The 23820-nt window shown below is 58.9% G+C and carries 24 protein-coding genes; 10 read left to right on the plus strand and 14 right to left on the minus strand.

The genetic code is table 11. The features are described 5' to 3' along the window. Positions 1-26: 26 nt before the first annotated feature. From LGH70_RS04805 to LGH70_RS04830, 6 genes are all read right to left on the minus strand, one after another. The gene (locus tag LGH70_RS04805) at positions 27-410 is read right to left on the minus strand and encodes a hypothetical protein (RefSeq protein WP_226183218.1); all 384 of its coding nucleotides are present in this window, start codon (positions 408-410) and stop codon (positions 27-29) included. A 519-nt stretch (positions 411-929) separates the two neighbouring features. Further along, positions 930-1796 carry a carboxypeptidase-like regulatory domain-containing protein gene (locus LGH70_RS04810; protein WP_226183220.1) on the minus strand — a complete coding sequence of 289 codons (867 nt, stop codon included), beginning with the start codon at positions 1794-1796 and terminating at the stop codon, positions 930-932. A gap of 179 nt (positions 1797-1975) precedes the next feature. Then, the gene (locus LGH70_RS04815) at positions 1976-2842 is read right to left on the minus strand and encodes a carboxypeptidase-like regulatory domain-containing protein (RefSeq protein ID WP_226183222.1); all 867 of its coding nucleotides are present in this window, start codon (positions 2840-2842) and stop codon (positions 1976-1978) included. A 195-nt stretch (positions 2843-3037) separates the two neighbouring features. Further along, entirely contained in the window at positions 3038-3391 is a 354-nt protein-coding gene (locus LGH70_RS04820) for a hypothetical protein (RefSeq protein WP_226183224.1), read from the minus strand. A gap of 169 nt (positions 3392-3560) precedes the next feature. Continuing rightward, positions 3561-3971, minus strand: a complete 411-nt coding sequence (locus LGH70_RS04825) for a GlcG/HbpS family heme-binding protein (protein WP_226183225.1) — start codon at positions 3969-3971, stop codon at positions 3561-3563. A gap of 68 nt (positions 3972-4039) precedes the next feature. Next, entirely contained in the window at positions 4040-4882 is an 843-nt protein-coding gene (locus LGH70_RS04830) for a hypothetical protein (RefSeq protein ID WP_226183227.1), read from the minus strand. 133 nt (positions 4883-5015) lie between these two features. On the opposite strand from LGH70_RS04830, the gene lepA reads away from it, so the two are divergent. The 7 genes from lepA (at position 5016) to LGH70_RS04865 (ending at position 12079) form a co-directional block, all read left to right on the plus strand. Next, positions 5016-6803, plus strand: a complete 1788-nt coding sequence (gene lepA / locus LGH70_RS04835; protein WP_226183729.1) for a translation elongation factor 4 — start codon at positions 5016-5018, stop codon at positions 6801-6803. A 106-nt stretch (positions 6804-6909) separates the two neighbouring features. Then, a complete protein-coding gene (locus tag LGH70_RS04840; RefSeq protein WP_226183229.1) occupies positions 6910-7107 on the plus strand; it encodes a hypothetical protein in 198 nt (65 codons plus the stop codon). 15 nt (positions 7108-7122) lie between these two features. Continuing rightward, positions 7123-8037, plus strand: a complete 915-nt coding sequence (locus LGH70_RS04845) for a bifunctional 5,10-methylenetetrahydrofolate dehydrogenase/5,10-methenyltetrahydrofolate cyclohydrolase (RefSeq protein ID WP_226183231.1) — start codon at positions 7123-7125, stop codon at positions 8035-8037. A 138-nt stretch (positions 8038-8175) separates the two neighbouring features. Next, on the plus strand, positions 8176-8826 hold the full coding sequence (locus LGH70_RS04850) for a 7-carboxy-7-deazaguanine synthase QueE (RefSeq protein ID WP_431357416.1): 651 nt from the start codon (positions 8176-8178) through the stop codon (positions 8824-8826). Between the two features lie 11 nt (positions 8827-8837). Then, complete coding sequence (locus LGH70_RS04855; protein WP_226183233.1) at positions 8838-10796, plus strand: OmpA family protein; 1959 nt, start codon at positions 8838-8840, stop codon at positions 10794-10796. A gap of 301 nt (positions 10797-11097) precedes the next feature. Then, complete coding sequence (locus tag LGH70_RS04860; RefSeq protein ID WP_226183235.1) at positions 11098-11463, plus strand: hypothetical protein; 366 nt, start codon at positions 11098-11100, stop codon at positions 11461-11463. A gap of 256 nt (positions 11464-11719) precedes the next feature. Then, positions 11720-12079, plus strand: coding sequence for a hypothetical protein (locus tag LGH70_RS04865; protein ID WP_226183236.1), 360 nt, complete (start codon positions 11720-11722; stop codon positions 12077-12079). Positions 12080-12155: 76 nt separating this feature from the next. Here the strand turns inward: LGH70_RS04865 and LGH70_RS04870 are convergent, their stop codons facing one another. Continuing rightward, entirely contained in the window at positions 12156-13445 is a 1290-nt protein-coding gene (locus LGH70_RS04870) for a citrate synthase (protein ID WP_226183238.1), read from the minus strand. Positions 13446-13760: 315 nt separating this feature from the next. Between LGH70_RS04870 and LGH70_RS04875 the strand changes: the two genes are divergently transcribed. Continuing rightward, positions 13761-14657 carry an aldo/keto reductase gene (locus LGH70_RS04875; RefSeq protein WP_226183240.1) on the plus strand — a complete coding sequence of 299 codons (897 nt, stop codon included), beginning with the start codon at positions 13761-13763 and terminating at the stop codon, positions 14655-14657. Between the two features lie 8 nt (positions 14658-14665). On the opposite strand, the gene mnmE is transcribed toward LGH70_RS04875, so the two are convergent. From mnmE to LGH70_RS04895, 4 genes are all read right to left on the minus strand, one after another. Beyond that, positions 14666-16057: a tRNA uridine-5-carboxymethylaminomethyl(34) synthesis GTPase MnmE gene (gene mnmE / locus LGH70_RS04880; RefSeq protein ID WP_226183242.1), complete on the minus strand. Its 1392-nt coding sequence runs from the start codon at positions 16055-16057 to the stop codon at positions 14666-14668. Positions 16058-16159: 102 nt separating this feature from the next. Next, positions 16160-16819 carry a metal-dependent transcriptional regulator gene (locus tag LGH70_RS04885; protein ID WP_226183244.1) on the minus strand — a complete coding sequence of 220 codons (660 nt, stop codon included), beginning with the start codon at positions 16817-16819 and terminating at the stop codon, positions 16160-16162. 165 nt (positions 16820-16984) lie between these two features. Further along, positions 16985-17986, minus strand: coding sequence for a 3-oxoacyl-ACP synthase III family protein (locus tag LGH70_RS04890; RefSeq protein WP_226183733.1), 1002 nt, complete (start codon positions 17984-17986; stop codon positions 16985-16987). A 112-nt stretch (positions 17987-18098) separates the two neighbouring features. Then, entirely contained in the window at positions 18099-19247 is a 1149-nt protein-coding gene (locus LGH70_RS04895) for a glycosyltransferase family protein (protein ID WP_226183246.1), read from the minus strand. Positions 19248-19301: 54 nt separating this feature from the next. Between LGH70_RS04895 and LGH70_RS04900 the strand changes: the two genes are divergently transcribed. After that, positions 19302-20120, plus strand: a complete 819-nt coding sequence (locus tag LGH70_RS04900) for a 2,3,4,5-tetrahydropyridine-2,6-dicarboxylate N-succinyltransferase (protein ID WP_226183248.1) — start codon at positions 19302-19304, stop codon at positions 20118-20120. 12 nt (positions 20121-20132) lie between these two features. Next, a complete protein-coding gene (locus LGH70_RS04905) occupies positions 20133-20678 on the plus strand; it encodes a hypothetical protein (protein WP_226183250.1) in 546 nt (181 codons plus the stop codon). Positions 20679-20712: 34 nt separating this feature from the next. On the opposite strand, the gene LGH70_RS04910 is transcribed toward LGH70_RS04905, so the two are convergent. The 3 genes from LGH70_RS04910 to LGH70_RS04920 form a co-directional block, all read right to left on the minus strand. Continuing rightward, positions 20713-21651: an isoaspartyl peptidase/L-asparaginase family protein gene (locus tag LGH70_RS04910; protein WP_226183252.1), complete on the minus strand. Its 939-nt coding sequence runs from the start codon at positions 21649-21651 to the stop codon at positions 20713-20715. Between the two features lie 80 nt (positions 21652-21731). Continuing rightward, complete coding sequence (gene msrA, locus LGH70_RS04915; RefSeq protein WP_226183254.1) at positions 21732-22271, minus strand: peptide-methionine (S)-S-oxide reductase MsrA; 540 nt, start codon at positions 22269-22271, stop codon at positions 21732-21734. Positions 22272-22655: 384 nt separating this feature from the next. Beyond that, positions 22656-23546: a 3-hydroxyacyl-CoA dehydrogenase family protein gene (locus tag LGH70_RS04920; protein ID WP_226183256.1), complete on the minus strand. Its 891-nt coding sequence runs from the start codon at positions 23544-23546 to the stop codon at positions 22656-22658. Between the last annotated feature and the right edge of the window lie 274 nt (positions 23547-23820).

The raw sequence follows: 23820 nt of genomic DNA on the forward strand, positions 1-23820 counted from the left end.
GGGGCTTTTTGGTGGATATAGTAACTTCAAGAGTCTTCTGGTTGCTCCTTGGCCAGCACACTGGGGTTGAGTACTTGCTCAAGCGGTCCGCGGCGCAGTAAATCGGTAATAGTGGCTTCTAGGCACTGCCGCGTCAATTCCCGCACGAACAAGTCAGGCGGACGCTGATAGAGGCCATTCAGGTCTTCATTCTGTTCCTTGGATAGTTTAATGGCAGTCTGTAAAAACTGGTAGGTCCAGACAGTAATGCCGTAATGCGGGCCATCCGGTAGGGTTACGTGGATGTTGCAAGCCTCATTTTCTCTATCCCAGTCACCACCCGTCACGAATGTTTCGGTTGCCTGGTCCCATCTGGTTGAGAAGTCAACATGTTCGAATTCGAGCCAGAGTGTAAAACTGGGTGTAGACATGCTGTAAGTTTATGGGTAGTACTCCGCAATAAATATATAAGCACTTGGGTAGGTAAGGCACTCGGTGCCGATATGCCGCCCCGTTGAGGCTAGTTGCCCAAGTGTCATTAGCTGCGGCCGAGGCGGCAAGGGCTGGTGGCGGGGTGACATGGGCTTTAACGGACTTGACAAGAGCGTTGCACCCGGTGGCATGAACCTCAACGAGGGTGGCAGGAGGTTGAAATAAGGTGACATGAACCTTGACAGAAGTGGCATGAGGTTGAAATACTGTGACATAAACCTTGGCGGGCCTGACATGAACCTTGGAGGAGGTGACATGAGGTTCACCGAGCCTGACAAGAGCTTTAATGAGGGTGTCACGGGACTGAACAGAGGCGCAATAGCACTCGATGACGAATTCTGGCGGCGTTGGTAGTGGCCGTAGGGGGTAGGTGAGGAAGGTCCTTCGCTGGGCTCAGGATGACAGCCGACTTCTTATACTAGGAGACGACCTATCATACCAGGTTACAGGTCCGCCCGCTACTTCTGCTCGGTCAGGACGGTGAAGTAGAGGCTGGGCAGCAGGTTGTGGATGGTCCAGGCGGCGTGGCCGTTTTCGCGCTCCACCATGCCGGGCTGCTTCTGGCGGATGACGGGGATGGAGAAGTACTTGTCTTCGGGGTCTTTCTTCTCGCTTTGCAGCCATTGGAGGGTGGCCGCTACGGGCTGGGCGGCGTCAAGGACAATATTGTAGGGGCGCAAATCGAGCCGGAGCCAGCCCTGGCGGGTGGGCGGGCAGATAAGCTGCACGTCCTGGGTGCTGATGAGCTTATCGGGGCGGCTGTCTTTAACGGTATAGAGGTTGAGGCGAAAGCGCAGCAGCTCGTACTTGTTGTCGGTGAAGTAGACGTGGAATTCTTCGAGGTAGGAGCGGCGCTCGGGGGTGAGCAGGGTGCCGATTTCCCAGCCCCACTCGTCATCGACGGTGGTTTTGCCCGAGCTGCCGCCCATCCAGCGCACGTCGGCCTTCTCGGCGGTGCGGCCCAGTTTGCCGGGCTTCATTTTGCGGCTTTGGATGGTGACGCCCCGAAGTACCTGCTGCTGGGGCTGAAGCTGAAACACGCGCTGTCCGGCCACGAGCTGGGCCGGCGGCACTAGGCGGGGCTCGAAACCCACGCAGGATACAATAAGCGTATCGCGCAGGTCGGGCGGCAGGCGCAGCAGGTAGCGGCCCTGCTCGTCGGCGGCCGTGCCGATGGCTTTGCCCCGCACCCCGAGAATGGCAAAGGGCACCGGCTCCTGGGTGGTGGCATTGAGTACCTGGCCCGTGACGGCTATGGTTTGGGCCCGGGTGGGGAGGCAGGAAAGGAGCAGAAGCACTAGGCTAGCCAGCAGGCGAGGCAGCATTGGCGGGGCGGGTGGGAGGGTGAGATTAGGGGCGACAAATGTACCTGCGGCCGGAACTTTCCCGCACAGTGGCGCGAAAAGCTTGTCGGGCTTGTAAGACGCGCTCCATATAGCGCAAAAAGGGGCCGCCTGGATTCACTGCTCAGGAGTATAACGCCGGGCAAGGCGCACTGGGCGGTTTATTTGTACTTCTGGACGGCCAGATACATGCTCACGTTGATGGGGAAGCTCCGCCAGGGGGCCTGGCTTTTATCCCGGGTAAGGGCCCGGTGGGTAGGCGAGGGAAAAGCGCCGGGGCCACCGAAGCGCACTTTGTCGGGGCTGAGTTGCTGGCCCTGTAGCCACTGGATGCCAGCGGCTACGGTCTGACCTTTGGCGAGGTGAATGCCATACTGCTGCAAGTCCACGTCGATCCAGCCGGTTTGCTGGGCGGGGATGATAAACTGCACGTCATCGGTCAGCAGCAAGGTACCGGGCTGGCCCCGCTGCATTGTATAGAGCACAAAGCGGAGGAGAATTGGCCCAAAATCATTCTGCTCAACATAGAAATGAAAGCTGTCCACGTAGCTGTTGCGGGTAATGGGCAGGGCCGTGCCCACCTCCCAGCCGCGGTTGCCGTCGGCAGCGGAAATGTCCCGGATACTGGTATTCCAGTGAGCAGAGCCGCTGGTTTGGGTGCGCCCCAGCGTGGCGGGCGTCAGCTTGGAATGGCGCACCCGTACCTCACGAATCTGGGCCGGGGCCGGAGCCAGCACTACGTCCGGCTGCTGCCGCAGCTGGCCAAGCAGGAGCGGCCGGGACTCGTAGCCGATGCAGGAAATTACGACGGTATCGGTGGGTTGGGCCCGGGCCAACGAGGCCAGTGGGAACAGGCCTTGGTTGTCGGCTACCGTTCCCAGCGGCTGGCCTTTGATGCCCACGGAGGCGAAGGGTACCGGAGTGCCCGCGGCAGTCAGGACTTTGCCGGTAGCCGCGGACTGGGCCCGGGCACCGCAGGAAATGAACAGAGCCAGCAGCAGGGGCCAGCGGAGCAGCAAACAAGGCATAAGGGGGCAAGAGAGAACCTTTCCGGGTAGAGGCCAATAAGCCTAGTAAAAGTTGCGTGCCAAGGCACACTGTTAGCTCCGCTGAATTGACGTCAGGAGGCCTGCCGGGTCCTTTATCAGACTGACAAGCGCAAAAAAGGCTGGTCTGCCCCAGGGCAAACCAGCCTTTGGCCTATAGGCTGCTACTCACGCATCTTACTTCGCCGCTTTCTTCTCCAGGGCCTGCAGCAGCTCGTCGGCGGCCTTTTCAATGTCGTGGTAGCCCTGCTGGGCGGCCCGCTCCTTGGCCGCAATCAGCCCGTCGCGGTGCACGGTTTTAAAGTCGCCGAAGGGGAATTTGTAGCGGCCCTTGGTGTCTTCGCCCTTGCTGGTATCCTGGCCCAAGTGCCACCGGGCGTATTCAGCCATTTCGTGCTGCTCCAAGAACTTGTTTTCGGCGCCGGAATCGGGGTTATGCGCGCCCCAATGGCCCTCATCGTTCTTGATCTTGCCGTCCCGAATCAGCTGTTTGGCATAGGTGACGGCGGCGGAGTTCAGTTGGACGCTCATATCTAAAAGGGTGGTTTCAGAGTGGAAAAAAGCCGCGTGAAGGCAGCCGAAGCGTACCAGAAAGTACGCGCGGCCCAGGCCTTTGTTCCGGTTGAGCCCGGCGCCGAAAACCAAGACAGCCGGACCACCCTGCGGTAGTCCGGCTGCCGGAAAAGGCCGAAAGAGTGCGTTAGCGCACGTCGCGCACGGCGGCTACACCGGCCGTGGCCACGGTGTGGTCGTCTTCCACGGTGCTGCCCGATACGCCGATAGCGCCAATCACACGGCCGTTGCTGTCGGTAATCGGGATGCCCCCGGGGAAGGTAATCAGGCCGCCGTTGGAGTGCTCGATATTGAAGAGCGGGCCGCCGGGCTGCGACGCCTTGCCCAGGTCACCGGTGGGCATGTCGAAAAAGCGGGCCGTTTTGGCCTTCTTGATAGAAATGTCCAACGAGCCCAGCCAGGCGCCGTCCATGCGGGCAAAAGCCGTGAGGTTGGCCCCGGCATCGACCACGGCAATATTCATTTTAACGCCGATTTCTAGGGCTTTTTGCTGGGCGGCGCGCACGGCGCTCTGGGCTTGTTCGAGAAGAATGCTCATAACGAAACAGAAGGGTAGAGGTGAGCCTAAGCAACCGGGGGAAGCGCGGAAGGTTGTAGCCAGGTCCTTTAAAAAGACTGGCCCCCGCCGCCAAGCGCCAGCCACCACCCCAGGGCCAGCAGCAACAGCAGGGCCAGCCAGCCACTGGCCAGCTGGGTTTTCTGGGGCGCTTTCACCGTAAACTCGAACAGCTCGTTGGAGCAGGCCAGGGCCAGGGGCAGCAGCAAGAGGCCCATGGTTAGAAAGTGCAACTGCTCGTTGGGGCTCAGGTCGGGCAGCTTGAGCAGGGCCAGCACCCCGCTGCCCGCCACCCAGGGCACCAGAATGGTTGCCCCAATCAGGGTGCGGCGGTGCTGGTACTGCATCAGGGTAATGGAGTCGTGGGTTTGCAGAAAGCCCACGGCGGCGAAGTAGCCGGCCACCATCTGCAGCAGGCCGCAGAGCACGGCCACGAGTATATTGGGAATATTGCCGGCCAGAAACAGCCAGCTGGGCACGTACCAGAAACCCGATTCCGTAAACGTGTCGCCGACCATGGCCCCCAGCACGTGGTTGCAGGCGTGAAAGGCTACCCACACCAGCAGCAGCTTGCGCAGGCCGCGCTTGCCCCGCTCCCGTTTCCAGAACCAAAGCGCCGCCCCGACGCCAACTACGGCGCACACGGCCGGGCCCACGCCATACACAGCCAGTACGGCCGAGCGCCACCATTCCGGGTCGCTGATGCGGAACCGGATGGCACTGAGCCGCCACACACCGGGAATGCTCAGGCGCTGGGCCATGGCTACGGTGCTGAACTGGTGGAGGCCATTAACCAGCAGGTAGGCCAGTACATACAGAATGGTGCTGTTCAGCGCCGTAAGGGTGGTTTTGGTGGAAGTGCCGTAGGTGGCCGCCGGAGCCGGAGCAGACATATCAGGAAAATAAAAAGGGCTGGGGTGGACTAAAAGTAGGGAGTCTGGGGTTGACTACAAGCCGGCGGGCCGAGGCGCCGAATAGCATTTGCGGGCGGTTTTGCCTACCTTCGTCTTTGAAAATACGCCACTAGTGAAGAACATTCGCAATTTCTGCATCATCGCCCACATCGACCACGGCAAAAGCACGCTGGCCGACCGGCTCCTGGAATTTACCAGCACCGTGTCGAAGCGCGACATGCAGGCCCAACTGCTCGATAACATGGACCTGGAGCGGGAGCGGGGCATCACCATCAAGAGCCACGCCATCCAGATGCAATACCCCTACAAAGGGGAGATGTACACGCTCAACCTGATTGACACGCCCGGTCACGTCGACTTCAGCTACGAAGTATCCCGCTCCATTGCCGCCTGCGAAGGCGCTCTGCTGATTGTGGATGCCTCACAGGGTATTGAGGCCCAGACGATTTCCAACCTGTATCTGGCCATCGGCTCGAACCTGGAAATCATCCCGGTGCTCAACAAGATTGACCTGCCGCACGCCATGCCCGAGGAAGTCTCCGACGAAATCGTGGACCTGATTGGCTGCGACATTGAGGATATTCTCCACGCCTCGGGCAAAACCGGCATCGGCATCGAGGATATTCTCAACGCCATCTGCGACCGTATCCCGGCCCCGAAAGGCGACCCGGAAGCCCCCCTGCAGGCCCTGATTTTTGACTCGGTCTTCAACTCCTACCGCGGTATTGAAGTCCTGTTCCGCATCAAGAACGGCACCATGCGCAAGGGCGACAAGCTCCGCTTTATGGCTACCGGCAAGGAATACGGGGCCGATGAAATCGGTATTCTGGGCCTGAACCAGGAGCCCCGCCAGGAAATGAGTGCCGGCAACGTGGGCTACCTGATTTCGGGCATCAAAGAAGCCCGCGAAGTAAAGGTCGGCGACACGATTACGCACACGGCCCGCCCCACCGAGGAGGCCATTGTCGGCTTCGAGGACGTGAAGCCCATGGTATTCGCCGGCATCTACCCCGTCGACACCACCGAGTACGAGGAGCTGCGCTCCAGCATGGAAAAGCTGCAGCTCAACGACGCCTCCCTGGTGTGGGAGCCCGAAACCTCGGCGGCCCTGGGCTTTGGCTTCCGCTGCGGCTTTCTGGGTATGCTCCACATGGAAATCGTGCAGGAGCGCCTGGAGCGCGAGTTCAACATGACGGTCATTACCACCGTGCCCAGCGTGCAGTTTCACGCCACCGGCACCAAAGACCAGCTGCTGACCATCAACGCGCCTTCGGAAATGCCGGAGCCCAACCTGATTAAGCACATCGAGGAGCCCTACATCAAAGCCCAGATCATCACGGCTTCGGAGTACGTAGGCGCCATCATCACGCTGTGCATGGAAAAGCGCGGCATCATCAAGGGCCAGAGTTACCTGACGTCTGAGCGGGTAGAAATGAACTTTGAGCTGCCCCTGGGCGAAATCGTATTCGACTTCTTCGACAAGCTCAAGACCATCAGTCGCGGCTACGCCTCGCTCGACTACGAGCTGATCGGCTTCCGCGAGTCCGACATGGTGAAGCTCGACATCATGCTCAACGGTGAGAAAGTCGACGCTTTGTCGGCCATCGTGCACCGTTCCAAAAGCTACGAGTGGGGCAAGCGCATCTGCGAAAAGCTGCGTGAGCTGCTCCCGCGCCAGATGTTCGATATTGCCATTCAGGCTTCCATCGGTCAGAAAATCATTGCCCGCGAAACCGTCAAGGCCCTGCGTAAAAACGTAATTGCCAAGTGCTACGGCGGGGATATTTCGCGCAAGCGCAAGCTGCTTGAAAAGCAGAAAGAAGGTAAGAAACGGATGCGTTCAGTCGGTTCCGTCGAAATACCTCAGGAGGCCTTTTTGGCCGTCCTCAAACTGGATTGATTACAAAAGCGCGGCCCCCGAGCCGCGTTTTTTTTGCGCGTACCTGTCCCTCATTTTTCACCTCATACAATTCTTGCAAAGGCGTCGTATGATTATCCCCTAACAGATGTCTAATAGCCTCACCAAGAACTGTACGAGCCGGGCTCAGCTCGAAAAAATCATCAAAGGCCAGGAGCGCAAGTTCCGGTGGAGGGACGACTGGGCCCAGATGGAGCAAGCCCTGCTTCTCGAAGGAACCGCTGCCATTGCCCGCCACGAAGAGACGCATCCAACGACCCCGAACCCCGATCAAGGATTAGTATAACCAACCCGACCCAGCATGACCACTGCTCCTGAAGCCCCCGCCACCTACCGCCTCATCGACGGCAAGCAGACTGCCGAAGACATCAAAGTGGAAATTGCCGCCGAAGTAGCCCAGCGCAAAGCCGACGGCCAGAAAGTCCCCCATTTGGCCGCCATCCTAGTCGGCCACGACGGCGGCTCCGAAACCTACGTCCGCAACAAGGTTCTGGCCTGCGAGCGGGTGGGCTTCGACAGCACGCTGCTGCGCTACGAAGACGACATCACCGAGGCCGAGTTGCTGGCTAAGGTGGCCGAGTTGAACCAGAACGAAAGCATCGACGGCTTCATCGTGCAGCTCCCGTTGCCCAAGCACATCGATACCAACAAGGTGATTGAGGCCATTCGTCCCGAGAAGGATGTGGATGGCTTCCACCCGATGAATATCGGCCGGATGGTTGCCGGGCTGCCCGCTTTGCTGCCCGCCACGCCCTCGGGCATCGTGGAGCTGTTGCGGCGCTACGAGTTGGTGACGGATGGCAAGCACTGCGTGGTAATCGGGCGGAGCAATATTGTTGGGACACCAGTTAGTATTCTGCTGGCTAAGAATTTGGAGCCCGGTAACTGCACGGTTACTTTATGTCACTCGCGCACCAAGAATCTGGCGGAAATTACCCGCACTGCCGACATTGTGGTGGCGGCACTGGGCCGGCCGGGCTTCGTAACGGCCGATATGGTAAGCCCCGGAGCTGTGGTTATCGACGTGGGCACCACCCGCGTGGAAGACGCCACCAAGAAGGCGGGCTGGGCGCTGAGGGGAGATGTCGACTTCGAACATGTGGCTCCCAAGGCCAGCTACATTACGCCCGTACCCGGCGGCGTGGGTCCCATGACCATTGCCATGCTGCTGCTGAACACGTTGCGGGCGGCCAAAGGGGAGGTGTACCCGCGCTAGGGTAGACTAAATAGTTCCGCAACCTTTCGAAATACAGGCGGTTATCGTACTTTTGAGGTCCGGTTGCGGCCCAGGGCCAGCGCTGCCAAGCGTTTCGGTGCCTTGGGCCGCAGCCGGACTTACTTGTTTTCTTTCGTTTTGCTGCACGTACTTCCAATAACGTCGGCACCCCTGGCCGCAGAGCCGGCGGTGGCCGCGCTGCCCCTGATGGAGCAGTTTTACACCATTCAGGGCGAGGGCTACAACACGGGCCGCGCCGCCTACTTCCTGCGCCTGGGCGGTTGCGACGTAGGCTGCGTGTGGTGCGACGTGAAAGAGTCTTGGGACGCTGAGGCGCACCCGCGCGTGGCCATTGCAGAGATGGTGGCGGCCGCTACGGCGCATCCCGGCCGCAACGTCGTAATTACCGGTGGCGAGCCCCTCATGTACGACTTAACCCAGCTGACTACGGCGCTGCACGAAGCGGGCTGCCAGAACTGGATTGAAACCTCGGGGGCGTATCCACTTTCAGGGCAATGGGACTGGATCTGCGTCTCGCCCAAGAAGTTTAAGGCTCCGTTGCCTGAAGTATTGCGGCAGGCCCACGAGCTAAAGATTATCGTATTCAACAAAAGCGACTTTCAGTGGGCCGAGCAGCACGCCGCGCTGGTGGGGGAGCACACGCGCCTGTACTTACAGCCCGAGTGGAGCAAAGCCCCGCAGATGATGCCGCTGATAGTTGATTACGTGAAAGAGAATCCTCGCTGGCAAGTGTCGTTGCAGACGCATAAATACCTTGATATTCCGTAGCTTCCGGCCCTATGCGCCCCTTGCTACACATTCCCCTTTTGCTGCTATTTGGTCTGGGTATTCTACCACCTTCATCAGCTGTAGCTCAGAATAAGCTGTCGACCAACAATACCAAAGCCAAAAACCTGTACGACAAGGCCCAGAGCCAAGCGCGCGACAGGCAGTTTGACAAGGCTATTGAGACGCTGAATACCCTGAACCAGAAATTTCCCTCCCTAGGTGAGCCCTACGTGCTGAAAGGCTCGTTGCTGAAGGCCATGGGCGAAAACCGGGGGGCTTTCGAAGCCTACCGGGATGGCCTATCCAAGCTGCCCCTGAACCCTGCCCGCACCCTGGAGTATTACACCCTGGCCGATCTGGCCATGAGCTTCGGGGACTATACCACGGCCGCCGACAACTACAAACGGTTTATTAAAACCGCACCGAAAGGACAGCGGACTGTGTTTCGGGCCCAGCGCCAGCTGCTCAACTGCGAATACGCAGTAAAAGCCATGGCCACCCCGGTCGGTCTTGAGCCCACGCGCCTGGCAGAGCCCATGAATACCTTCCGGTATCAGTATTTCCCGGCCCTGACGGCCGATAACCGGTTTTTGGTGTACACGGCCCGGCCCAAGGTGGAAAGCAACGAAGACCTCTTTATTGCCAAGCAGAACAAGGACGGCTCACTGGGCAACCCGGTGTCCATTTCCCCGGCTATCAATACGAGCTATAACGAGGGAGCCGGCTCGATTTCGGGCGACGGGAAGACGCTGGTTTTCGCCTCCTGCGACCGGCCCAATGCCGTCGGCAACTGCGACCTGTACATTTCGCGGCGCACCGGCAATGCCTGGAGTAAGCCCCAGAACCTGGGCCGCAACGTCAACTCGGCGGAATGGGATTCTCAGCCTACACTGTCGGCCGACGGGCGCACCTTGTATTTTACCTCCACCCGGCGCGGCGGCAAGGGGCAGGAAGACCTCTACGTGACGACCCTGCAGGAGGACGGTACTTGGAGCCTGGCCCGGAATCTGGGCGAGCCGGTGAATACGCCCGGCAAGGACATGGCCCCCTTCATTCACGCCAGCGGCACCACGCTCTACTACGTTACCGATGGGCTGGTGGGCATGGGCGGTCTGGACGTGTTTCGTTGCGAACTGCAGGCGGGCAAGGGTGCCACGAAGTGGAGCGACCCACAGAACCTGGGCTACCCGCTCAATACGTTCGAGAACGAGGCTTCGCTGTTTATTTCCTCGGACAACCGCCGGGGCTTCTGCTCCCGGTCGCGCGCGCCGGAAGTGGGCGTAAAGACCGAGCGTGACCGGCCCGTGGAGCTTTTCGCGTTCGAAGTGCCCCAACCGGTGAAAGCCCGCGAAACCAGCACCTATACCCAGGGCCGGGTCTTCGACGCCGTTACCAAGAAGCCCATTAAGGCCGACGTGCAGCTCTTCGACCTGCTGACCGACGAGCTAACCCAGTACGTGACTTCCGACTCTGAAGACGGCGACTATACCGTAGTGCTCAACGAAGGCCGGCAGTACGCCATGTACGCCGTAGCCGACAAGTACCTGATGAAAAGCCTGAGCTTTGACTATTCGGATAAGCGCACCTTCGACCCCCTAACGCTGGATATCTACCTGGAACCGTTGCGGGCCGGGCGCAGCATTGTACTCAACAACCTGTTTTTCGACACGAATCAGTTTGATCTTAAGCCAACTTCGCGCACCGAGCTGAACCGCTTAATTCAGTTTATGCGGCAGTACCAGGAAGTGCAGGTGGAAGTTTCCGGCCACACAGATGACGTAGGGGCCGATGCCGATAATATCACCCTGTCGCAGAACCGGGCGCGGGCAGTGTACAACTATTTGATTGAGCATGGCGTGAAAGCCACCCGGCTGCGGTACAAGGGGTATGGCGAAACCAAGCCCCTGGCTCCCAACGACTCAGAGGCGCATCGTCAGCAAAACCGCCGGATCGAGTTGAAAATTCTGTAGGGCCGTGCGAGAGAATAAGAACGAACCTGGTAGCGCTGCTGCCAGGTTTTTTTATTGTAGTATATCTTTTTGCTAGGATTATTACGTGTCTGATAATGAATGTATTAGGGAATTTATATGAAAGTAATTGAATAAAATAGTCATAAATATTCTTTGTATTATTAAATAATATGGTTTATGTTTGAGTACACTTCCAGAACACAGAGGAAGATGAGCAACCTACTAATCTGCTCCTCTCATTCTTCAAACTGGATGTTTCACTTGCTCAATTCCTTCCATCACTTATCACACTTTCACCGTTATGAAAAAGGTTTATTTTCTTGCGTTGGTTGCCCTGAGCGCACAAAGTGCCGCTCTGGCTTCCAATGACACGGATGGCCCGGCCGCCGTGCAGGCCCGGGCTACCTCGCTAACCCGTACAATGGCCGAGAAAGCCCACCTCGATGAGGGCCAGTATCTGAAAGTAAAGCAGCTTAACCTGCGCATGCTGACGGAAATGGACGATCTGAAAACCCGCTTCGCCGCCGACCCCGCCATTCTGGACCAGCAGCTGGCCAGTGCGCAGGTACGCTACGAAACCGAGTTGGCCTCGGTGCTGCGGCCCACGCAGCTGGCTGTGTATCAGCAGTCGCGTGCCAGCATGACAGCCCTGGGCGGCACCCGCTAGTATCATCCCACAAAAAAGCCTGCTTACTGCAGGCTTTTTTGTGGGGAGTGCAAAGCACCCCGGCTGGGGAAACGCCCTCAGGACCGCCGAGAATTATGCACTTAGACAATATTGCTAAAATATTGGGTAAAATCAATTTTAAAGGATATATTCATGGTATAGTCAAAGTTGCCTGGGCTGGCTGATTTGCAGCTGATTAGAGTCCGTTGTTTCCAACCGTTCGTTGCGTCCATTTCTCAACCCCACCTTCACCGTCATGAAAAAGCTTTATTTCCTTACCCTGCTGCTGGCAGGCCTGATGTTGCCCATCGTGTCGCAGGCCGGCAGTGGCGACGACGCTACTCTGAAAGGCCGTGCGGCTACGCTCACGCGTCGCATGTCGGAGACTACCAAGCTGGACGAAGGGCAATACCTGAAAGTCAAGCAGCTCAATCTGCGCATGCTCGGCGAGGTTGCCGACATCAAAGCCCGCTACGCCGGCAGCCCCGCCCTGGACGAGCAGATGGCCGACGTACAGATGCGCTACGAATGGGACCTGGCTTCCATTCTGTGGCCCCGCCAGATGGCCGCCTACACGCAGTCCAAGCTGGGGGTAACGGCGTTTAATGGCCGGTAGGCACTTGCCAATACTCTTACCAACAAAAAAGGACCCGCTGGCTAGCGGGTCCTTTTTTGATTCAAAGCAGGAAGGATTACGAGCGCTGCTCGATGCCGACGTAGTCACGCTCCAGCTCCCCGGTATACACCTGACGGGGACGGCCGATGGGCTCTTTGTTTTCGCGCATCTCTTTCCACTGAGCAATCCAGCCGGGCAGGCGGCCCAGGGCAAACATAACCGTGAACATCTCGGTCGGAATGCCGATGGCACGGTAGATGATGCCGGAGTAGAAGTCCACGTTCGGATACAGCTTACGCTCAATGAAGTACTGATCCGTAAGAGCAGCCTGCTCCAGCTCCTGGGCAATCTTCAGCAGGGGGTCGTTGATGCCCAGTGCCGACAGAACATCATCGGCAGCCTTCTTGATGATTTTGGCGCGGGGGTCGAAGTTCTTATAAACGCGGTGACCGAAGCCCATCAGACGGAACGAGTCGTTTTTGTCCTTGGCCTTAGCAATGAACTTGCTCGTGTCGCCGCCGTCCTTCTGAATGGCCTGCAGCATCTCCAGCACTTCCTGGTTGGCACCGCCGTGCAGCGGGCCCCACAGGGCGTTGATACCGGCCGAAACCGAGCCGTACAGCGAAGCGTTGGCCGAGCCTACCAGGCGCACAGTCGAGGTAGAGCAGTTCTGCTCGTGGTCGGCATGCAGGATGAGCAGCTTGTTCAGGGCCGACACGATGCGGGGGTCGATGTCGTACTTCTCGGTGGGGAAGCTGAACATCATGTACAGGAAGTTCGACGCGTAGTCAAGGTCGTTCCGGGGGTAGTTCAGCGGGTGACCCATCTGATTCTTGTAGGTCCAGGCAGCAATCGTGGGCAGCTTGGCCATCAGGCGGATAACGTTCAGGTCGATTTCCTCCTTGTTCAGATCCGGCGATACGCTCTCGGGGTAGAAAGCCGTCAGGGCGCAGATCAGCGAGGACAGGATGGCCATGGGGTGGGCCGCCGAGGGGAAACCGTCGAAAATCTTGCGCACGTCCTCGTGCACCAGCGTGTGCTTGGTAATCTGGTTGCTGAACTCCTGCAGCTCGGAAGTCGTGGGCAGCTTGCCGTAAATCAGCAAATAGGCCACTTCGATGAAGCTGGACTGCTCGGCCAGCTGCTCGATGGGGTAGCCGCGGTAGCGCAGAATGCCTTCCTCGCCGTCGAGGAACGTAATGGCGCTTTTGGTAGCTCCCGTGTTTTTGTAGCCCGAATCGATAGTGATGTAACCGGTCTGGTCACGCAGCTTGGCAATATCAATTGCCTTTTCGTGTTCGGTGCCCTCGGTGACGGGGAAGGAGTAGGACTTTCCGTCGAGGATCAGTTCAGCAGACTCTGCCATAGGACTGGGTTAGAGAGGTGGTTGCGGGGCGAAACTAAAGAATAAACCGGCGGGCCGGAACGTGCGGGAGAGAAACACTATACTACAGCTTGCCCCAGGGTGTTGTTTGGATACAAGACGGCTCTGAGCGGGCCGCCGCGCAAATTACGCCCAAGATGGGTTAGTTTCTACTATTCAGGAAAAGTTACTTGCTCTACATCGAAAGAGTCCGGTTTTTGGGTGGCCGATGCCAGCGGCAGCTCAACCTGAAGTAACCGAAAACGGTAGGATAGTGGAGAAAGACCTTCCTGAAAATCAGGTAGCAAACTATACGGCATGAACTACAATCAGTTGGGAAATTCAGCGGTGCAGGTCAGTGACATCAGCTTCGGCTGCATGTCGTTGGGCACCGACCACACGGCCAACGCGGCGCTGCTGCACCGAGCCCTGGACGCAGGTATTACCCTGTTTGACACCGCCGACCTGTACAATAAGGGCCTGAACGAAGAAACAGTGGGCAAAGCCTTGCACGGGCGGCGGCGGCAGGTAGCACTGGCCACAAAAGTGGGCAACCAGTGGCGGCCCGACGGTAGCGGCTGGGACTGGAACCCCACCAAAGCCTATATTCTGCAGGCCGCAGAGGACAGCCTGCGCCGCCTGCAAACCGACTACATTGACCTCTATCAGCTCCACGGCGGCACCCTCGACGACCCGATAGACGAGACGATAGAGGCGTTTGAACGGCTCAAGGAACAGGGTAAAATCAGGGCCTATGGTATTTCCTCGATTCGGCCCAACGTCATTCGCGAGTACGTCCGCAAGTCGAACATTGCCAGCGTGATGATGCAGTACAGCCTGCTGGACCGGCGCCCCGAAGAAAGCTGCTTGGCCTTGCTGCACGAGCATCAGATCAGCGTGCTGGCGCGGGGTAGCTATGCCCAGGGCCTGCTGCTGAGCAAGCCTGCCAAGCCATATCTGAGTTACTCGGCAGCAGAAGTACAGCGGGCTGCTGAAGTGGTGAAGCAAGTTGCGGGCAGCACCTCTACGCCGGCGGAAGTAGCGGTTGAATTCGTGTTGAAGCAGCCCGTTGTTGCCTCTGCCGTGCTCGGAATCCGCACTGAACAGCAACTCGATGATGCTATTAGCGCCGCGCTACACCGGTCCTTGCCTGCTGCCGAATTGGAAATACTCCGCCGAGCCTTGCCCGCCAACCACTACGAGCAGCACCGCTAGCCTGCGGGCTATTTGCCGATGCAGAACTGGGTAAAAATGCTGGTCAGCAGGTCGTCGGAAGAAATTTCCCCGGTGATTTCACCCAGGGCGGCCAGGGCCTGACGTAGGTCGGCGGCCAGCAGCTCAGTGCCGGTGCCGGCCTGAATTCCCAGCAGCACGGCGTCGAGGGCCTGGTTGGTTTGCTCCAGGCTGCGGGCATGGCGCAGGTTGGTCACGATGGTGCTCTGGCCGGTGCGGTCGAGGCCGGCGCCGCGTACTTTCTGCAGCAGAGCCGCCCGCAGCTCGTCGAGGCCGTCGCCGCGGGCGGCGGCAATCAGCAGCACGTCGGGCTGGTTGCGGAAGGCGTCGATTTCCGGGTCAGAAGCTACGTCGAGCTTGTTGCCCACGGCCAGTACCGGGATGATACGGCCGGGGGTCAGGGCTTCAATCTCCGCTTCAAGCTCCTGGGGTGTTGTACTCGTAATATCAAACAGATAGATCAGCAAAGCGGCCTGCGTTACGCGCTTCTTGGTGCGCTCCACGCCGATGGATTCCACCACGTCGGCGGTGTCGCGCAGGCCAGCCGTATCCACGAAGCGGAAGCGGATGCCCTCAATGCTGACCTCGTCCTCAATCAGGTCGCGGGTGGTGCCGGCCACGGCCGAAACGATGGCGCGCTCCTCGTTGAGCAAGGCGTTGAGCAGGGTCGACTTCCCCGCGTTGGGCCGACCGGCAATGACGGTCGTAACCCCGTTCTTGATAACGTTGCCCAGCTCAAAGGAGCGGAGCAGGCGGCGCACCAGGGTCTGTACTTCGTTGAGCAGCTGGACCAGCCCCGTACGGTCGGCAAACTCCACGTCCTCCTCGCCGAAGTCCAGCTCCAACTCCAGCAGGGCCGCAAACTGCACCAAACGGCCGCGCAGCTCGCGCAACTCCTGCGAAAAGCCGCCCCGCATCTGCTGCAGGGCTACCTGGTGCGAGAGGGCCGAGTCGGCGGCAATCAGGTCGGCTACGGCTTCGGCCTGGGCCAAATCGAAAGCCCCGTGCAGGAAGGCGCGCTTGGTAAACTCCCCGGCTTCGGCTAGGCGGGCCCCGCGGCGGGTGAGCAGGGTCAGAATCTGCTCCACGATGTAGTCGGAGCCGTGGCAGCTGATTTCCACCACATCCTCGCGGGTGTAGGAGTTGGGGCCCCGGAACAATGATACTACCACCTCATCCAGGATACGGCTCCCGTCGCGGATGGTACCGAAGTGCAGGGTGTGGCTGGGCTGCTCCCGCAGCTGCTTGCCCGCAAACACTCCATCGGCCAGGGCTATGGCCTCGGGGCCCGACAGGCGCAGCATGGCAATGGCGCCGGCGCCGGGGGGCGTCGACAGGGCAACAATGGTATCGGAAAGGGCGGGAGGAAGCGGAAGAGCCACGGGAAGAAAAGAAGCCGAAAGGTGAAGCCGCAAAGGTACGCAACTTGGCCCCGGCCTGCTTTGCTAACCTTAAGGTCGGCAGCTGATACCGGCGTGTTTCGCTTAGCCAGTCACGAATAAATTGCGGCTTACCTCGGCGGAAATCAACGTGATCTTCTGCTTGTTAACTTTGATTTCCAGAGAATTGTCAAAGCTTACTTTGTCCAGTACTTCAAGGTAGGTGCCCAGGCCCAGCCCTACCTTATCGAGGTACTGCAGAAACGGCGCCGACGTGTTTTTGACGGCTACCACCGTCCCGAAGTCGCCCGGCTGCAGGTCGGCTACCAAACGGTTTTGGGGCCGCAGAATGGCGCCTTCCTCCGTCGGGATAGGGTCGCCGTGCGGGTCGGTTTGCGGGAAGCCCAGAAACTCGTCGAGGCGGCGCACCAGCAGCGGCGACTGAATGTGTTCCATTTCTTCGGCCACTTCGTGCACCTCATCCCAGTTGAAGCCCAGCTTCTGCACCAGAAAAACTTCCCAGAGCCGGTGCTTGCGAATGGTGAGCAGGGCCAGGCTCCGGCCCTCCGGCGTGAGCGAGACGCCCCGGTAGCGGGTATAGTTGAGCAGTCCTTTTTCCCCCAGGCGCCGCAGCATATCGGTGACGGAGGCGGCGCGGGTCTGCAGGACTTCAGCAATGCGGTTGGTGCTGACCTCCGAGCCCGGCTCGGCTTCGGCCAGCTTAAAAATGGCCTTTAAGTAGTTTTCCTCGGTGTAGCTGGGCAAAGTAGGGAGCGTTAGAGCCCAAAATTAGAAATTCTCCATTCAAGTCCGGGTACTACCGGAGCCGGGGCAGCAAACAAAACGAGGTGACAGACGCTGCTGGTCTGCCACCCCGTGGTTGCTTGGTCGTAGCCTATATGCTGGCTTATGAACAGCCGTGGCTTGGTCTTACCATTTAATCAAAGCCGATGCCCAAGTGAAGCCCGAGCCAAAGGCGGCCAGACACACCACGTCTCCGCGCTTGATTTTGCCTTCGGCCACGGCTTCGCTCAGGGCAATGGGTACGGAGGCGGCCGTGGTGTTGCCGTAGCGCTGAATGTTGCTGTAGATCTTGTCGTCCGTCAAGCCCATTTTCTGCTGCACATACTGGGTAATGCGCAGGTTGGCCTGGTGCGGAATCAGCATGTCGATGTCGGTAGGCTGCATGCCGTTCTGGTCGAGGGCTTCCTTGATAACCTGCGGGAAGCGTACCACAGCGTGCTTGAACACGTTCTGGCCGTTCATATAGGGGTACATTTCCAGCTCGTTGGCCACCACGTATTCCACGCGCTTGTTGCGGTTGGAGCCCGGCTCGCGCACGATCAGCTCCTCGGCATGCTCGCCCTGGGAGTGCAGGTGGGTGCTCAGAATGCCGTGGCCCTCACGGGTGCTGGGGCGCAGCACCACAGCGCCGGCGCCATCCCCGAAAATAACCGACACGCCCCGGCCACGGGTACTGATGTCGAGGCCCGAAGAGTGAATTTCGGAGCCGACGACCAGCACGGTGTCATACATGCCGGTTTTCACAAACTGGTCGGCCATGCTCAGGGCATACACGAAGCCCGAGCACTGGTTGCGCACGTCGAAGGCCGGAATCGGGGCCTTGATGCCCAATTCGCGCTGCAACAACACGCCCGAGCCGGGGAAGAAATAGTCGGGCGACAGGGTGGCAAACACAATCATCTGCACGTCGTCGGGCTCCAGGCCGGCCATTTCCAGGGCCTTGCGGGCCGCGTTGGCGCCCATGTTGGCGGTAGTGTCTTTGCCTTCCTCGAACCAACGCCGCTCCTTGATACCGGTGCGCTCCTGAATCCACTCGTCGGTGGTTTCCATGAGTTCGGTGATGTCGGCATTGGTGACGACGCGGGAAGGGACGTAATGGCCGACGCCGGCAATTTCAGATTGACGCAATGTGCTCATATCAAGAATTGGGAATACTCAGGGAAAACGGAGCGGAAAAAAAGGAGGCGAAGATAGTAAAATCAGCCGCGCATTTCCGCTAACGGCCGGTAAAGGTCGACAGTTACCGGATTGTATCCAGCAGGTTCCACAATTTTGCGGCTTCCGACTGCCAAAAAGCTTCCTGCGGCACTCCTGCCGGGTAAAAGCGGTTGGCCCTGAGTTGCTCGACCAGCTCTCGGGGCTCGAAAGTTTTATCGAAGCGTACGACCAGCCCCGCTTGGTGCCGGGCCACAATGGGCGTCCAGTAGGGGTTGTCGGGAATCAGCACGGGCAGCTGGTTGGCCAGGTACTCGAAAAGCTTGGTGGGCACACAGCGCCAGGTGCTTTCGTGGGGAAAGTAGGGTAGCAGGCCCAGGTGGCTACGCTCAATTTCGGCCACGATACGGGCGTGCGGCACCAGCGTATCGCCGCCGATGAGCGTAGCGCTGCCGGGGGCCGCGGCAAGGGCTGCGCGCAGGCGCACCAGCTGCTCGGGGCGCTGGCAGAAGCCGATAAGGGTAAGATGCGCCAGAGGCCACACCTGCCGCAGTCGGCGGGTAAACTCCAGCGCTTCAAACACGCCGTTCAGCTCCGAGAGCGTGCCCGAGTACAGCAGGTTCAGCGGCTCATCGGAGGCCGGCAGCGTACGAGCCCGGCCCGGCCCGGCAGGACCGGGGCCGGGCTGAAATTTGTTTTCCAACACCACCGTGCGGGCCGGCAGGGCAAAGGGCAGTTCCTCGGCGTAGCTACGCTCGGCCAGTACAATACCCGCCGCCTGCCGCGCCGCCCGGGCTTCGAGGCCCCGTACCAGGCGGGCCAGCAGCCCCCGCAGCCACGCCGGATACACGCGCTGGGTCCGGATATTCAGGGCGTAGTTTTCCCGCACGTCGTAGAGAAACTGCCGGCTGCGGCCCAGTTGCTTCCACAGCAGCGTGAGCGGCAGCAGCTCCGGGGCGTGCACCACCACCACGTCGGGCTGCACCCGGCGCAGCAGCTGCCAGTAGCGCCACTGGGCCCCCAGGCGCTGCCAGCTCAGGCGGCTGCCCCGCAGCAAGGGGTGAAAATGCAGGCCCGGAGGCGTATCGGCCGGCGTGGCCGACCAGCGCCCGGCAATGTGCACCGCGTGGGCCTCGCCGGGGCGGCCTGCCAGCGTGCGGCCAAACTTGCCATACATGCGCGTGTCGTCCAGAGGCTTCAGAACGGACGCTAGGAGAAAAATAGTCGGCTGCATCGTTGCGGCCAAAGATGCTAGTTTTGCACCAATCATTTTCTACAACTCTTTCGCATGAATAACCTCCGCTCCATTATAGAAGCTGCCTGGGACGACCGTAGCCTTCTTCAGCAGTCTACCACAACCGATGCCATTCACCACATTATTGAGGAGCTTGACAAGGGCCGTATGCGTGTGGCCGAGCCCACCGCCGACGGTCAGTGGCAGGTGAATGACTGGGTTAAAAAGGCCGTTATCCTGTATTTCCCCATCCAGCAGATGGAAACCATTGAGGTGGGCCCGTTTGAGTTCCGCGACAAAATGCGCCTCAAGACCGACTATGCCGGCCAAGGTGTGCGCGTGGTGCCGCCCGCCGTGGCCCGCTATGGTGCCTACCTGGCTTCGGGCGTGATTATGATGCCCAGCTACGTGAATATCGGCGCTTGGGTAGGTGAGGGGACGATGGTCGACACCTGGGCAACGGTGGGCTCCTGCGCCCAGATTGGCGCGGGTGTGCATCTGAGCGGCGGTGTGGGCATCGGCGGCGTGCTGGAGCCCGTGCAGGCGGCTCCGGTTATCATCGAAGACGGCGCCTTCATTGGTTCGCGCAGCATTCTGGTCGAAGGCTGCCACATTGGTAAGGAAGCCGTTATCGGCGCGGGCGTTACCATCACGGGCAGCACCAAGATTATTGACGTGACGGGCCCCGAGCCCAAGGAGTATAAAGGCTACGTGCCGGCCCGCTCGGTGGTTATTCCCGGCTCCTACGCCAAGAAGTTCGCGGCCGGCGAGTACCACGTGCCCTGTGCCCTGATCATCGGTCAGCGCAAAGCCAGCACCGATTTGAAAACCAGCCTGAACGACACGCTGCGCGAGCATAATGTGGCCGTGTAGTTAGTCGGTTGTATGGGCAAGTATTATTTCGATGACGAAGACATAGGTTTAGCACCTGAAACCAGTCACCCGTTTTTCGTAGAGTACGCCAAGGCCGAGTTCTATTACGACTGTACGGATGACTTTTCACCCTTCGGTAATGATTCCGGGGCAGATACTCTGTTCAATTTAGAGAATTGGTACCGGGAGCGTGAAGCCGGAGAGAAATGCACTACGTTTCTTCGACAACTCATTGAAGAGTGGGGCTTCAGTGTAGAATACCTGAAGCTTTCTGATCTGGGTCAACTTGACGCAATTAATTCGGAAGAGCAGAACTTCAACAATGAGGTCGATAAAGCAGTAATAGCTACTATTTTTGGGCAGTATAAAATTGCTGGTAAGGCTGATAAAGCCATGCTGGCTCTGGCAATACATGCTTTCCGGCGGCAGCGTTTCATAGCTGAAAAAGCTCAGATACGGAATATAGATCCGTGGGAGTATGCCGCAGAATACCTCAGCCGATTAGAAATTATGGAGGCTGACTTAGCCGCCATGGCAACAAAAAAGCCCGCTAATTAGCGGGCTTTTTTGTTGCTGGAAAGAGCCTTGTATGCTACTTATTGTCCATCCAGATATCCACGAACGGCTCATCCTCCCCGCTGCGGTAGGCGCGCCGAAACACGTTGGTGTTCGATTCCAGGGCAATGTTGCCGTCGGGGTCTACGGCAATGATGCCTCGGTCGCCCTGCAGCTTGTCGGCGTAGAGGCCAATAGCCTCGCGGGACGCTTTTCGAATGCTCAGGCCCTTGTACTTGCGTAGGGCATACACCTCGTGGGCCAGGGCTCCGAGCATAATGATTTCGCCGTCGCCGGTGCAGGAGGCGGCACACACCTCGTTGTTGGCGTAGCTACCGCCCCCGTAGATGCAACTGTCGCCCACGCGGCCCCGCAGCTTGCCCTCGATACCGCCGGTGGAGGTGGCCACGGCTACGTTGCCGTGCTGGTCAAGGGCCACGGCCCCTACGGTGTCATGGCCGTTGGCGTACTTTTTCTCCGCGTCCTGAATGATTTCCAGCCACTCCTCGCGCTGCTCGTCGGTTTTGAAGTAGCTCGGGTCCTGCAGCGTGAGGCCCTGGGAAAGGGCAAATTCGTGGGCGCCCTCGGCCGTGAGAAAGGTATGCTTACACTTCTCCATCACCAGGCGGGCCAGGCGCACGGGGTTCTTCACCAGCTTCAGCCCGCTCACGGCCCCGCCGCGCAGGGTGGCGCCATCCATAATCGACGACTCGGTTTCAACTTCGCCATTGAGGTTGAACATGCCGCCCCGACCGGCGTTGAACAGCTCGTTGTCTTCCATGCTCATCACGGCGGCTTCCACCGCATCGAGGGCCGTGCCGCCGCGGTTCAGGATTTCCCAGCCAGCCTGCAGGGCTTCCTCCAGGCCTTCCTTCAGGGCCGCCTCTTTTTCGGGCGGAATGGTGCTGGGGTCGGTTTGCACGGCGCCCCCGTGAATGACGATGACATATCTAGGCTTCGACGGAGACTTTGCCATAAAACTCAATTTGAAAAGGGTGGAAACAACAAAAGCACGGCGCGGGCCGTGCTTTTGTTATGTTGAGCTTGCCGGAAGCGCTACGCTACCGACTTCTTAAGCTTGTCGCCAAACACGGCTTTCACCTTATCAACTTTGCTCTTCACCACGAACTGGCAATAGGGCTGGGAGCCGTTCAGGTTGTAGTAGTTCTGGTGGTAATCCTCAGCGGGATAGAACTCTTTCAGCGGCACGATTTCGGTCGTGATGCCCTTGTCGAAAGCCCCGGCCTCGGTGAGCTTCTGCTTGTACTTTTCGGCCAGGTGCTGCTGCTCCTCGTTGTGAAAATAAATTCCGGAGCGGTACTGCGTGCCCACGTCGTTGCCCTGCTGGTTGAGCGTCGTCGGGTCGTGAGTTTTCCAGAATACCTCCAGCAGCTCCTCGAAGCTAATCACCTGCGGGTCGTAGGTAATCTGAATCACCTCGTTGTGGCCGGTCAGGCCGCTGCACACTTCCTTGTAAGTGGGATTGGCGATGCGGCCGCCCGTGTAGCCCGACACCACCTTCTGTACTCCATTCAGATTCTGAAATACGGCTTCGGTGCACCAAAAGCACCCGCCGCCAAATGTGGCTTGTTCCATTATGGTTATATCAAAAGTCCAACTCAATAGGCAATACTGTATAAGCGAATTCCCCCGCCGAAGGTTTCAGGCCGCACTTTATACGCGCTTCAGGAAGCAGGCCTTGCCCAAGCGTCCGGGCCCGGCCCGCTTCTCGAAGCAGCAGGCACTAGGATCAACTACAAGGATCTGCTTCGAGAAGCGGGCAACTCCAGCAGCTATTGAAGCCTGCCGCTTCTCGAAGCAAGCGCCTGCACGAACCCGCAAAGGCCCTTGCTTCGAGAAGCGGGGCATTTCTGTAACACCGGACATGATTTGCTTCGAGAAGCGGAGCTTTTTTTCAATACAAAAAGCCCTTCCTGAGCAATCAGGAAGGGCTTTTATTAGAATAAGCGGCTACTAGCTTTATTTCTTAAACCGGTCGGCCACGATGAGGTCCTTGGTACCGTGGCCCCAGGTGTAGAAGCCCTCGCCCGACTTCACGCCCAGGCGGCCGGCCATCACCATGTTTACCAGCAGCGGGCAGGGGGCATATTTGGGGTTGCCCAGGCCCTCGTGCAGCACTCGCAGAATGGCCAGGCACACGTCCAGACCAATAAAGTCGGCCAGCTGCAGTGGGCCCATCGGGTGAGCCATACCGAGCTTCATAACCGTATCGATTTCCTCCACGCCGGCCACGCCCTCGAACAGGGTAATGATGGCCTCGTTGATCATGGGCATCAGGATGCGGTTGGCCACGAAGCCGGGGTAGTCGTTCACCTCAGTGGGCGTTTTGCCCAGCTGCCGCGAAATCTCCATAATGCGGCTCGTCACCTCATCCGACGTCGCGTAGCCCCGGATTACTTCCACCAGCTTCATCACCGGCACCGGGTTCATGAAGTGCATGCCGATGATCTTGTCGGCACGCTTGGTGACGGCGGCAATCTTGGTAATGGAAATCGAGGAGGTATTCGACGCCAAGATGGCGCCGGCGGGGGCGTGCTGGTCCAGGTCGCGGAAGATCTGCAGCTTGAGGTCCACGTTTTCGGTGGCGGCTTCCACCACCAGCTCCACGTTCTGCACGCCTTCGGCAATGCTGGTAAAGGTGCGGATGCGGCCCAGGGTCGCCGTTTTCTCATCCTCCGTGAGGGTGCTTTTGCTCACCTGCCGGTCCAGGTTTTTGCCGATGGTGCCCAGCGCCTTGTCCAGGGCCGGCTGACTGATATCAATTAACGAAACCTGGAAACCATGCTGGGCGAAAACGTGGGCAATACCATTGCCCATGGTGCCCGAGCCAATAACGGCGACATTCATCATGAAAAGCGGAAAAGGAGGGTGGGAGAGAAAAAAGGGAGTTGAAAGGGCTCAAAACAGCCGGCTATGGCCCGCAAAGCTACTCTGAAATACCTAGCAGCCCAAGCCCGAAAGCCCCGCTTGCCCGGTGAGTTGCAAAAAACCTGCGGGATTTAAAACCTGCGTCAGGGGGCTGCAAAGCGGGTTTTTACGAGTAAGCTGAACCACGGATAATTAAATTTTTTAAACACGATATATCCTTTTGCAAAGCCCCGCGTACAAATCCGCAAATCACCTT

This window comes from Hymenobacter nitidus (assembly GCF_020447315.1).
Taxonomy (GTDB): domain Bacteria; phylum Bacteroidota; class Bacteroidia; order Cytophagales; family Hymenobacteraceae; genus Hymenobacter; species Hymenobacter nitidus.